This is a genomic window from Streptomyces sp. CNP082 (genome assembly GCF_059570535.1).
Genome location: NZ_JCANSZ010000075.1, coordinates 16,625 through 27,999, shown reverse-complemented (window position 1 = coordinate 27,999; position 11,375 = coordinate 16,625). Strand labels below are relative to the sequence as shown.

Sequence of the window (11,375 nt, the reverse complement as noted above, 5' to 3'; positions counted from 1 at the left end):
CGCGGCTGATCCCGACGCGGCTGATCCCGACGCAGTCTCCTCCAGCAGCATCGACACCCGTACGCTCTCCCGCGCCCTCTTCCTCCGCCTCGCCGAGCTGCCCCCCGGGGACAGCCCCGAGCGGTCGTACGTGCGCGACACCCTGATCGAGCTGAACCTCCCCCTCGTGCGCTACGCGGCGGCCCGCTTCCGCAGCCGCAACGAGCCCATGGAGGACATCGTCCAAGTCGGCACCATCGGCCTGATCAAGGCGATCGACAGGTTCGACTGCCGGCGCGGCACCGAGTTCCCCACCTTCGCCATGCCCACGGTCATCGGCGAGATCAAGCGCTACTTCCGCGACACGAGCTGGTCCGTGCGCGTCCCGCGCCGGCTGCAGGAGCTGCGCCTGGCGCTCACCAAGGCGAGCGACGACCTCGCGCAGCAGTTGGACCGCTCCCCCACCGTGCCGGAGCTGGCCCAGTACCTGGGGGTGTCCGACGAGGACGTGGTCGACGGCCTCGCCGTCGGCAATGCGTACACGGCCAGCTCCCTCGACTCCCCCGCCCCGGAGGAGGACGGCGGCGAGGGCTCGCTCGCGGACCGCCTCGGGTACGAGGACACGGCGCTGGAGGGCGTGGAGTACCGCGAATCGCTGAAGCCGCTGCTGGCCCAACTCCCGGCGCGGGAGCGGCGGATCATCATGCTGCGGTTCTTCGGCAACATGACGCAGTCCCAGATCGGCGACGAGGTGGGCATCTCCCAGATGCACGTGTCCCGGCTGCTCACGCGGACGCTGGCGCAGCTCCGGGCAGGGCTGATCGCGGACTGACGACGGGGGCCGGCGCGGGGCCGGCCCCGGCTCGTACGCCGTGTGCCCGTGGGTCCGTACGCCCCCGGGCGCCGCTGTGTTCCGGGCGTCTCTGCGTGCCGTACGCCCCCGGCCGTAGACGGCGCTGTACGCCGCGTCTACGGGCGCGGGGAGGGCTGACAGACGTACCCGGACCTTCACTGACCTCACCCGGCCCTACACGAACCCCCACGGCCCCACACGGACCTCCACGGCCCTGCGCGGCCCTGCGCGGGCCCCGAAGGCGGCAAGGACCGCCGGCCGCCCGGCCGCGGACGCGCGCGGCTCGGAACCGCGCGGCTCAGAACTCCGTACGCGCGCCGCCGAGTTCCCCACACGGACTTCCGCGCCCCTGCGCGGGCCTGCCCGCCCCGGACCGGCCTCAGGCAGGCAGCCCCGGGACCCGTCTCCCGGGCCCCCGGCTCACCCCGGGATCACCCCACCGCGAGCCACACCACTCCCGCCAGCACCGCCACGGCGACGACGACCCCGATGATCAGCCCCACGCGCGACCCCGAACCGGCCGCCGCGCCCGCGGGCTGCTGCGGTCGCCGCGCCTGCGGGCCGCCGCCCTCGTCCACGAAGGCGCGGAACATCTGCGTGCTCCCGGCCGGGTCGGCGGGATCGGGCTGTTGACCTTGCGGATTGTGAGCCATGGGGCAGGAGGTTAGCGAACGCCCCGGACCCCTGTCAGCGGGGGGAAGGCACCGTTCCGCCCGTCGGCGCCACCGCCGCCCCGGCTTCGATTGCCTTCAGCAACCATTCGCCATACAGTTGCTTAGTGCAACAAACTAAAGTCGAATCTCCCGGCATGACCCACCGGCAGATACTGGAGGCCATCTCCGGCCTGCTGCTCGGCATGTTCGTGGCCATCCTCTCCTCGACCATCGTCACCAACGCGCTGCCGCGCATCATCGCGGACCTCGGCGGCACGCAGAGCGCGTACACCTGGGTGGTCACCGCCGCCCTCCTCGCGATGACCGCCTCCACCCCCCTGTGGGGCAAGCTCGCCGACCTCGCCAGCAAGAAGCTGCTGGTCCAGATCGCCCTCGTGATCTACGTCGCCGCGTCGGCCGTCGCCGGTCTCAGCCAGAACACCGGCATGCTCATCGCCTGCCGCGTCGTCCAGGGCATCGGCGTCGGCGGCCTCAGCGCGCTCGCGCAGATCATCCTCGCCGCGATGATCTCCCCGCGCGAACGAGGCCGCTACAGCGGCTACCTCGGCGCCACCTTCGCCGTCGCCACCGTCGGCGGCCCCGTACTCGGCGGCGTCATCACCGACACGAGCTGGCTGGGCTGGCGCTGGTGCTTCTACATCGGCATCCCGTTCGCCATCCTCGCGCTCGTCGTCCTGCAGAAGACCCTGCACCTGCCGGTGGTGCGCCGCCGGGTGTCGCTCGACTGGCGCGGCGCGGTGCTGATGAGCGCGTCCGTGTCGCTGCTGCTGATCTGGGTCACGCTGGCCGGCGAGTCGTACGCGTGGCTGTCCTGGCAGACCTTCGTGATGACCGGCGGCGCGATCGTGCTCGGGCTGGCGTTCCTGTGGGTCGAGACCTGGGTGCCGGAGCCGGTGCTTCCGCTGCGCCTCTTCCGCAACCGCACCGTCACCCTCGCCTCGCTCGCGTCCCTCTTCGTGGGCATCGCGATGTTCGGCGCGACGGTCTTCCTCAGCCAGTACTTCCAGCTCGCCCGCGGCGAGAGCCCGACGGCCTCGGGTCTCCTGACCATCCCCATGATCATGGGCATCTTCCTGTCCTCGACGATCTCGGGGTGGGTCATCACCCGCACCGGCCGCTGGAAGGTCTGGCTCGTCGCCGGCGGGCTGCTGCTCACCTCGGGGCTCAGCCTGCTGGGCTCCATGCGCTACGACACCCCGTACTGGCACATCGCGCTCTTCATGGCCGCGCTCGGCACGGGCGTCGGCATGCTGATGCAGAACCTGGTCCTCTGCACCCAGAACCAGGTCGACCCCACCGACCTCGGCGCCGCCAGCTCGGCGGTCACGTTCTTCCGCTCCCTCGGCGGCGCGGTCGGCGTCTCCGCCCTCGGCGCGATCCTCGGCAGCCGCATCTCCGGCTACCTGCGCGACGGTTTCGCCGACCTCGGCATCCCGCCGTCCCGCGCCGCGGCCGAGTCGGGCGGCGGCTCGGCGATCCCGGACCTCTCGAAGCTGCCGGCGCCGGTGCGCACGGTGGTGGAGAGCGCGTACGGGCACGGGCTGGCGGACATCTTCCTGTACGCGGCGCCGGCGGCGCTGGTGGCGTTCGTGATCGTGGCGTGCATCAAGGAGGTGGCGCTGCGGACGCGCAGCGGGCTGCAGCAGGCGGACTCGCCGGCGCGCCGGGAGCCGGCGCCGGCGCTTACGCGGGAGTGATGGTGGGCCGGACCTGCTCGGCAACGCGGTCGCGCATGGCGGCCATGCCGGCGAGGACGCACTCCAGGGCGAAGTTGAAGTCGCGGTCGCGCTGCTCACGACCGGAGAGCCCGGCGGACACGGGCCCGGCGGGCGCCGGGACGACCGGCACCGCCTCGGCGGGCCCGGGCCGGGGCCCTGGGGCCGCCGGCTCAGCGCCAGCAGCAGGAGGCTGCACGTACTCGGGGTGCTCCCGCAGCGTCCGTACGAACTCGCCGTAGCACTCGTCCTCCGTCATCCCCGCCGCCCGGCACAGCTCCGCCCAGCGCCCGCCGGCGCCCCCGAACCCGTACGAGAACGGAAACAGCAGCGACAGCCCGCCCGTCAGGCACTCCTCGGGCAACCCGGCGCGCCGCATCACGCGCTGCGCGGCGGCGACGCACGCCATGGCGTGGGGCCCGACGTTCAGATACTCGCCGGCGAGGCGGGAGACCCAGGGGTGGGCGACGAGGATGCGCCGGTGCTCGTGCGCGAGCTGGCGGAGCTGGGCGGCCCAGTCGCCGCCGTCCTCGCCGGGGAGGTCCAGCTCGGCGTAGGCGTGGTCGAGGGCCAGTTCGAGGAGCTCGTCCTTGGTGTCGACGTACCAGTACACGGACATGGCCGTGACCCCCAGCTCGGCGGCGAGCCGGCGCATGGACAACCGCCCCAGCCCCGCCGCGTCGAGCAACCGCACGGTGGCCGCGACGATCTTCCCCAGATCCAGCCCATCGGCCTCCCCCACGCCAGGCGCATGCCCCCTGCGCCGTCCCTTCGCCCGCCCGGTGAGCCAGATGCTCACGCGGGCGCCTCCGACCTTGCGGCGGACGGACGCCATCGTGCGCCTCCCAGCGGTGCTGTCGCATCGTGACCATCGGCCTGCGGAACCGAAACGGCCCGTACACCGATGCTATGCCCGCTCCGCCCCGCCTCCTCCCCTTCGCCCGACCCCCCACCCCACCCCTGCCCCCACCCCCGTCCCGCCCCCGACAAGGGCTTTGCCCCGGCGGCCCGGTGACCGGTACGGTGGGTGCGATTGGCAGCGGCCCCGCCGCCTGTGCCATCATCTGCACACACCTGCTGACCGGCGGGTGTACGGGAGGCGTCGCCTAGTCTGGTCTATGGCGCCGCACTGCTAATGCGGTTTGGGTTTTACCGCCCATCGAGGGTTCAAATCCCTCCGCCTCCGCCATCTGACAGCGAGCCCGTGCCGTGCGGCGCGGGCTCCCTGCATGCCCCCCCGCGGACACGGTTTCCGCAGGTCGGCGGGGGTGGGGGAATCGGATTTCACGTGGCGCGGACGGTCATGTAAGGTTGTTCCCGCAACGCAGCCGGGCCGTTGATGCCCGAAAGCGGGCGCTCGTAGCTTAACGGATAGAGCATCTGACTACGGATCAGAAGGTTGCAGGTTCGAATCCTGCCGAGCGCGCACAGGTCAAAGGCCCCCTGGAGATCATTCAGGGGGCCTTTGGCATCAGTGGGTGGCATCAACCGACTTCCCCATACGACCGCGGGCCCCCGCGGAGTCATCGTCGTAGCCGCTTTCCTCCTCCCCGAGTGCTCGTCCATGCGGTTGACCGCCTCCTGAGCAGTCGGCCCACCACATGCGCGTAGAGGTCCAGCGTCAGCGTGACGGTGCTGTGCCCCAGGGTCTCGATGATCGTGCGGGCGTCCACACCCTGTGCAAGGAGTATGGACGCACACGCCTGCCGGAGGTCGCCGGGTGGCTGCTCCTGGCCCCTTACGTTCGTTGCAGGGCCTTCCGCATCTCCGCGATCAGTGCTGTCCGCGACTGGCGGGCGGATCGCCAAGCACGGACGTACTCGCGGGAGTCCGAGTCGTGGCCGGCAACGACCACGTCGTAGAAGTCGAGTACAGAGAGTGTGGCGTGACGCGCCTTGTCGACAAGCGTCCGTTCGGCCGCCAGCTCCAGATGTTGCTGCGCCGTGTAGACGCCGTGCTCGCCCATCGCTACGTGGCCCTTGCCTGCATGTTCCGGGGAAGGTGCCGCCCGGGAGAACGCATCCCTGGCTGTCGAGAGAGCCGTCAGGTATTCAGTGAAGGCGGTGCGCCGCGCGTCGCGGTCTCGCTCTGATCTCTCACGCCGCCAGCGGGCGTGATCAGCAACCAGCGTGGCGACAACACCGAGAACCGCACCCGCGGCTGTCGCCAGAAGCGTCGATCACTGCATGTGACCCTCTGAGGGTCTTCTTCGCTGGATTCTCCCTCCCAGTCAGCCGGACGGCAGCGTCGTACAGCAACCGCCGCGGCGTCCCTTGATTGCCGAGGGGCCTCGTTCGTCTTGGTGGGAGGCGGGTGCGTCTCGTTGGGACGAACTCGCGGTAACCCGCCTTCGAAATACGCCTAAATCGCCTACGCGGGGCGAGTTTTGACGAACGAGGTGCACTCACCTGGGCTGAGGTGTGTCGGCTGCGGGTCTGGAAGCGCCGCCGGCTGGGTCAGGTCAAGGGTCCGGCGCGACTGGGGGTCGGCGGGGAGCGCCTCCGGCTCGTCACCCTGCGTATGAAGAGGCGGTTCTGCCGCAGCGTTACCGGCAGGGCGGGGCGCGCGGCCACCGGCGCGGCCCCTGCCGCGCGGTCGGCGGCGTAGTTGTCCTCGCCGCTCAGTAGGTAGTCGTACACCCGTCGAGTGGGGCACATCCGGGCGCGGTCAGCCTCCGGCGCCGGCCCCCGCTGCGGCCCCTCCGCCATTCCGTGCTCCAGGTGTCCGCCCCGCCCCTGGCGCCCTCACCGACTCGACCGCATCGCAGGCGGATCAACCCGCTCGGACGGCGCCTGCACCGGGATCACCGGGCGGGTGTCGGGGCCGTGAGGCGGGTGGGGCCTGGGGTGGGCTTCGGCAAGCGGAGGGCGGGGTTGCGGGTGGGGGCGTGACCTGGGGCGGGAGGGGCTGCTATTGGCTGGCTCAAGTACGGCAGGAGCCTGGGCTGGTAGCGTCGCGGAACGGCACCACTGACCTGTTGACAACTCTCAGGAGACTGAAATGTCCCGAAAGTTCAGGTTTGGAGTCAATTTCTCGCAATCGGCCTCGAATACCGAGTGGGCGGCGAAGACCCGCCGGGCCGAAGAACTGGGCTTCGACGTCGTACACGTCCCGGACCATATCGGGGAGCCCGCCCCGTTCCCCTCCCTGATCGCCGCCGCACGCGCCACCGAGCGGGTGCGCCTCGGCACGTACGTCCTCAACGCCTCCCTCTGGAACCCGGCGTTGCTCGCGCGTGAGGTAGCGACCACGGACCGGCTCACCGACGGACGCCTGGAGATCGGCCTGGGGGCCGGGTACCGGCGCTCGGACTTCGAGGCGGCGGGGGTGGAGTACGGCACTCCCGGGAGCCGCTTCGAGCGGCTCAAGGCCGCCGTGGAGGCGCTCGACACGTTACTGTCCGACGAGTCGTACAAGCCGGAGACCCTGCAGCAGCCGCGCCCGCCCCTGCTCATCGGGGGTAACGGAGACCGGGTGCTGCGGCTCGCGGCACAGCGCGCGGAGACCATCAGCTTCACATCGGGGCGCACCGACCAGGAAGCCGGCGACATCAAGGCGATCTGCGACATCACGCTCGACCAGCGGGTGGCCGTCGCCCGTCGCCTGTGCGAGGAGTACGGCACCGACCCGGAGCTGAACATCGTGGTTCCGCAGGTCATCATCACCGACGACCGGCTGGCGCTCGGCCGGCAGTTGCAGCAGGCCATCCCGGACGACGTGACCGTCGAGGGTCTGCTCGACCACCCGCTCCTGCTCTCCGGCACGCCCAAGGAGATCGCGCAGCAGGTGATCGGCCACCGCGAGCGGTACGGGTTCACGTTCGTCACCGTGATGGAAGAGTGCATGGAGGACTTCGGCCAGGTCATCATGGCACTGCGGGCCGAGGGGCTCTGACGCCGGACGGCGTCAGGGATCATCTGCGCACGCTGATACGGGCCTTCTGGCAGCGGGGCTGCCGGGAGGAAGCCGGCCGGCTGACGCCAACGGGTGCGGACGGCGCTGACCAACGCCGAACGGTTTCCTGTGATGACCTGCCTTCGGGCCATCACAGGGACGGCGCCGATACGCGCCATCACCGGCCCTCCGGTTCGAGTCTGACCAGGTAGACGGGCGCCCCGGACAGGCGGATGCGCTGGGTGTGAGTGGGGTGCAGGCCCGCCTGGATGGCCGGGGCCAGGGGGGTCGGGGTGGGGAGGAGGACCACCGCGCTGCCGGTGGGGGTGAGGAGGCGGCGGAGTTCCCGCCACCAGGCGCCGGGTGCCTTCGCGAGGCGGGCCTTTGCTTCGACCTGGGTGCCCCACGGGGGATTGCATACGATGCGGTCGACCGTGGTGTCGGGGAGCGGGAGCCTGCCCGCGTCGGCCCGGTGGAGGCGGATGCGGTCCAGTGATGCGGTCCTCTGGTTGGCACGGGCCGCGTCGAGTGCGGTCCGGTCGATGTCGTAGCCCTGGTAGCGCGCCGCCTCCGGGTGGGCCAGTGCCGCCTCTATGAGCAGGGTGCCCGCGCCGCAGCAGGGATCGAGGACCGTGTGGCCGGGGCCGATGTCCGCCAGCCTCGTCATCGCCGCCGCCAGCGGCGGGTGCAGGCTCCCCGGCACGGTCGACTGCCTGTACGGGCGGCGGTGGAGCGGGCGTGCGGTGAGGCGGAGCAGCAGCGTCGCCTCGGTGCCGTCCAGCGTCAGGCGCCACGGCGCGTAGTCCGGCGGGGGCGCGCCCGCGGTACGGCGCGGGTGGTACGGCATGTCGAGGCGGGCGGCGAGGGCGTTGCCGACCGCGTCCTCCGCGTCGTACCTGGTGAAGTTCCGCCTGCCCAGGAACGACGCCGAGACCTCCACCCCCGGCGGGGTACCGGTGAGGCCGGGGACGAGGGCGGCGCGGTGGCGGAGCAGTCTTCCCGGGTTGCCTCCCGCTGCCAGTTCTGCCAGCGCCGGCACGTCTCTTTTCGCCGTCCCTACGTCCCTTCCTCTCGCCGCCAGCAGGAACACGTCGTCCGCCGTGCGCAGCTGGGTGACCCTCGTGTCGTACGGGCGCCGGGCCCAAAAGTGCACGGAGCGGTGTCCCACCGCGGTGATGCTGCCCAGTCCGAGCTGCAGGATCTCGGCCGCCGACTGCGGTTCCAGACCGCGCGCGCACCGAGCGACGAAGTGTGCGTCGTCGCGCATGATGACTGTTCTTCTCCCACGCCAAGGCCCGGGACGGCGCCACGCCGCCCCGCCTCGTCGGCGACGGGGGATCCTCGCCTCGTCTCGCCGACGGCGCCCTAGCGCAGGTGGAAGAAGTACATGCCTTGATCCTATGGGTGCCGGGGCAGCGGAGTGCAATGCTGGTGCGCATGGCCGACACCGATCCCAAAGCCGACCTCCAGCGCTATCTGCAGGCTGCCCGCGACGCGCTGCTGTGGAAGCTCGACGGGCTGTCCGAGTACGACGTACGGCGCCCGCTGACGCCGACCGCCACCAACCTGCTGGGGCTCGTCAAGCACCTGATCGGCTGCGAGACAGGGTACTTCGGCGCCACCTTCGGGCGGCCCTTCGGCGAACCCGTGCCCTGGCTCGAAGGCCCGGCGGCCGAGGTGCCCAACGTCGACATGTGGGCCACCGCCGACGAGTCGCGCGAGGAGATCGTCCGTCTCTACCGGAGCGCCTGCGCGCACTCCGACGACACCATCGCGGCGTTCGCGCTGGACGACGTCGGCCGCGTGCCGCACTGGCCCGGCGACCGGGCCGAGATCTCGCTGCACCGGGCGCTCGTCCACATGCTCGCCGAGACCCAACGGCACGCCGGGCACGCCGACATCGTCCGTGAGCTGATCGACGGCGTCGCCGGGATGCGGCTGGGCGGCGACAACATGCCGGGCGGCGACCGCGCCTGGTGGGAGTCCTACCGGCGGGGGGTCGAGGACGCGGCCCGGGAGGCTCAGGGGAGGGAGTAGGGCGGGGCGTTGCCGTCCGGTGGGTTCCGGTGCTTCTTCCCGGGACGTTCTTGCCTCTTCTTTGTGGGGCTTTCTCTTCCGGTTCTTCGTGGGGCCTTCTCTTCCGGGTTCTTGGCGCGGGTTTCCCCGGCTGTTCGCCTTCGGCGATTCTGCCGTTGGCAGATCGCCCACCCCTTCCCTCCGCCCCCCACCCGCCTACGCTGAGAACGTGACCAATCACGCGCCGAACCGCCCCGCCAGCGTCCTCCCCCTGCGCCCTCCCGTGCCCGAGGAGTCCGACGGGCGCGAGCCCCTGTGGCGCCAGGTCGTCGGGGACGTGCTGCGGCGTGAGCGGTTGGCCCAGGAGCGCACGTTGAAGGACGTCGCCGACGTCGCGCGGATCTCCATGCCGTACCTCTCCGAGGTCGAACGCGGCCTCAAGGAGGCGTCGTCCGAAGTCCTCGCCGCCGCCGCGCAGGCGCTCGGGCTGCGGCTGGCCGACCTGCTCGTGCTCGTGCACGGCGAGATCATCCGCCTCTCCGGCATACGCGGCCGGGAGCGGGACCGGGGCCAGGGCCGGGAGCGCGGGACGGCCGCCGGGCTCTCCTCCGTCACCGAGCTGTCCGCGGCGCGGAACACCGCCCGTTCGCGGGCGGGGGACGTGCGGCTCGCGGCGTGATCCCGGCGGCTGGTTTCGGCGGCTGATCCCGGCGCCTGATCCCGGCGCCTGGTTTCGGCGGCGGGTTTCGGCGGCGGGTTTCGGCGGCGGTTTCGACGGCGGTTTCAGCGGCGGTTTCGGCGGCTGACCTCGCCGGGTGATCTCGGCGGCTCTCGGTGGCTGATCTCGCCGACCCGTCTCGCCGGCTGGTCCGGAGGGCGGCCGGCACAGCGGGGCGGTGCCCCGCTGTGCCCGCCTCCGTCACAGGTGGCGCTTGCTGATCACCTGGTCCGCCAGGCCGTACGCCACCGCCTCCTGCGCCGTGAACACCTTGTCCCTGTCCGTGTCCGCGCGCAGGGTCGCCGCCTCGTGCCCCGTGTGCCGCGCCAGCACCTCCTCCATCTGCGTCCGGATCCGCAGGATCTCCTTCGCCTCCAGGCTCAGGTCCGACACCGTCCCGCGCCGTACGCCGCTGGCCGGCTGCCCCAGCAGCACCCGCGCGTGCTCCAGTACGAACCGGCGTCCCTTCTCCCCGCCCGCGAGCAGCACCGCCGCCGTGGACGCCGCCTGCCCCACGCAGTACGTGGAGATGGGGGCGCCGACGAACGTCATCGTGTCGTAGATCGCCATCAGCGAGGTGTACGAGCCGCCTGGTGAGTTGATGTAGATCGAGATCTCGCTGCCGGGGCTCGCCGACTCCAGGTGGAGGAGCTGGGCGATGACGACGTTCGCGACGCCGTCGTCGATCTCGGTGCCCAGGAAGATGATCCGTTCCGAGAGCAGCCGGCTGTAGATGTCGTACGCGCGCTCGCCGTGCGCCGTACGCTCGACGACGTTCGGGATCGTGTACTGGCTCATGTCACAGCCCCATCCGTCGCTTCGAGGCCGCCGGGCGGATGTCGGCGAGCGACTCGACGACCTGGTCGACCATCCCGTACTCCTTCGCCTGCGCTGACGTGAACCACCTGTCGCGATCGCCGTCGCGCGAGATCGTCGCCTGGTCCTGGCCGGTGTGCTCGGCGAGGAGGCGCTCCATGAGCGTCTTGCTGTACTCCAGGTTGTCCGCCTGGATCTCGATGTCGGCCGCGCTGCCGCCGATGCCCGCGGAGGGCTGGTGCATCATGATCCGCGCGTGCGGGAGGGCGAAGCGCTTGCCCTTCGTGCCGACGGTGAGCAGGAACTGCCCCATGCTGGCGGCGAAGCCCATGGCGAGCGTGGCCACGTCGTTGGGGATCAGCCGCATCGTGTCGTAGATCGCGAGACCGGCGTGGACGGCGCCGCCGGGGCTGTTGATGTAGAGCGCGATGTCGGTGCGCGGGTCCTCGGCGGAGAGGAGGAGGAGCTGCGCGCAGATGCGGTTCGCCGAGGCGTCGGTGACCTCGGAGCCGAGGAGGACGATGCGCTGGCCGAGGAGTTGCGCGGCCAGGTGGTCGTCGAACCTCGACGGGGGCGGGGTGTCTTCTTCCTCGGCGCGCGGCGCCAGGGCCGGCGACCATGCGGTACTGGGGGACGGTGGTGTCATCGTGCCTCCCTCGTGGATGGGTGGTGCTTGCGTTGCTGCGTTGCTTCCACGGTCGGCGGGAGGC

Annotated in this window: 12 protein-coding genes and 2 tRNA genes; 8 read left to right on the top strand and 6 right to left on the bottom strand. The window is 71.4% G+C overall.

What is annotated here, in order from left to right:
* On the top strand, positions 1 to 811 hold an 811-nt coding region (locus B124_RS33845), incomplete at its 5' end, for an RNA polymerase sigma factor SigF (RefSeq protein ID WP_496506850.1).
* A 452-nt stretch (positions 812 to 1,263) separates the two neighbouring features.
* Here B124_RS33845 and B124_RS33840 read toward each other — a convergent pair.
* Positions 1,264 to 1,485 carry a hypothetical protein gene (locus B124_RS33840; RefSeq protein WP_496506849.1) on the bottom strand — a complete coding sequence of 74 codons (222 nt, stop codon included), beginning with the start codon at positions 1,483 to 1,485 and terminating at the stop codon, positions 1,264 to 1,266.
* Between the two features lie 155 nt (positions 1,486 to 1,640).
* Between B124_RS33840 and B124_RS33835 the strand changes: the two genes are divergently transcribed.
* Entirely contained in the window at positions 1,641 to 3,203 is a 1,563-nt protein-coding gene (locus B124_RS33835) for an MDR family MFS transporter (protein ID WP_496506848.1), read from the top strand.
* On the opposite strand, the gene B124_RS33830 is transcribed toward B124_RS33835, so the two are convergent.
* Positions 3,190 to 4,056 carry a TetR/AcrR family transcriptional regulator gene (locus B124_RS33830; protein ID WP_496506847.1) on the bottom strand — a complete coding sequence of 289 codons (867 nt, stop codon included), beginning with the start codon at positions 4,054 to 4,056 and terminating at the stop codon, positions 3,190 to 3,192. The two genes, B124_RS33835 and B124_RS33830, sit on opposite strands and share 14 nt — an antisense overlap.
* 260 nt (positions 4,057 to 4,316) lie before the next feature.
* Between B124_RS33830 and B124_RS33825 the strand changes: the two genes are divergently transcribed.
* From B124_RS33825 to B124_RS33815, 3 genes are all read left to right on the top strand, one after another.
* Positions 4,317 to 4,410 (top strand) — tRNA-Ser (locus B124_RS33825).
* Positions 4,411 to 4,574: 164 nt separating this feature from the next.
* Positions 4,575 to 4,647 (top strand) — tRNA-Arg (locus tag B124_RS33820).
* Between the two features lie 411 nt (positions 4,648 to 5,058).
* Positions 5,059 to 5,313: a hypothetical protein gene (locus B124_RS33815; RefSeq protein WP_496506846.1), complete on the top strand. Its 255-nt coding sequence runs from the start codon at positions 5,059 to 5,061 to the stop codon at positions 5,311 to 5,313.
* A 364-nt stretch (positions 5,314 to 5,677) separates the two neighbouring features.
* Here B124_RS33815 and B124_RS33810 read toward each other — a convergent pair whose 3' ends face one another.
* Complete coding sequence (locus B124_RS33810; protein ID WP_496506845.1) at positions 5,678 to 5,878, bottom strand: SAM-dependent methyltransferase; 201 nt, start codon at positions 5,876 to 5,878, stop codon at positions 5,678 to 5,680.
* A gap of 343 nt (positions 5,879 to 6,221) precedes the next feature.
* On the opposite strand from B124_RS33810, the gene B124_RS33805 reads away from it, so the two are divergent.
* Entirely contained in the window at positions 6,222 to 7,115 is an 894-nt protein-coding gene (locus B124_RS33805; protein WP_496506844.1) for a TIGR03621 family F420-dependent LLM class oxidoreductase, read from the top strand.
* Positions 7,116 to 7,293: 178 nt separating this feature from the next.
* Here the strand turns inward: B124_RS33805 and B124_RS33800 are convergent, their stop codons facing one another.
* Entirely contained in the window at positions 7,294 to 8,382 is a 1,089-nt protein-coding gene (locus B124_RS33800; RefSeq protein WP_496506843.1) for a methyltransferase domain-containing protein, read from the bottom strand.
* Positions 8,383 to 8,552: 170 nt separating this feature from the next.
* Here B124_RS33800 and B124_RS33795 point away from each other — a divergent pair, with 170 nt between their 5' ends.
* A complete protein-coding gene (locus B124_RS33795) occupies positions 8,553 to 9,152 on the top strand; it encodes a DinB family protein (RefSeq protein WP_496506842.1) in 600 nt (199 codons plus the stop codon).
* Positions 9,153 to 9,360: 208 nt separating this feature from the next.
* Positions 9,361 to 9,810 (top strand): helix-turn-helix domain-containing protein, encoded by a 450-nt coding sequence (locus B124_RS33790; RefSeq protein WP_496506841.1) that lies wholly within the window; start codon positions 9,361 to 9,363, stop codon positions 9,808 to 9,810.
* A 240-nt stretch (positions 9,811 to 10,050) separates the two neighbouring features.
* Here the strand turns inward: B124_RS33790 and B124_RS33785 are convergent, their stop codons facing one another.
* Both B124_RS33785 and B124_RS33780 read right to left on the bottom strand, forming a co-directional pair.
* Positions 10,051 to 10,647, bottom strand: a complete 597-nt coding sequence (locus B124_RS33785; RefSeq protein ID WP_496506840.1) for a ClpP family protease — start codon at positions 10,645 to 10,647, stop codon at positions 10,051 to 10,053.
* A gap of 1 nt (position 10,648) precedes the next feature.
* Complete coding sequence (locus B124_RS33780; RefSeq protein ID WP_496506839.1) at positions 10,649 to 11,311, bottom strand: ClpP family protease; 663 nt, start codon at positions 11,309 to 11,311, stop codon at positions 10,649 to 10,651.
* Positions 11,312 to 11,375: the final 64 nt, after the last annotated feature.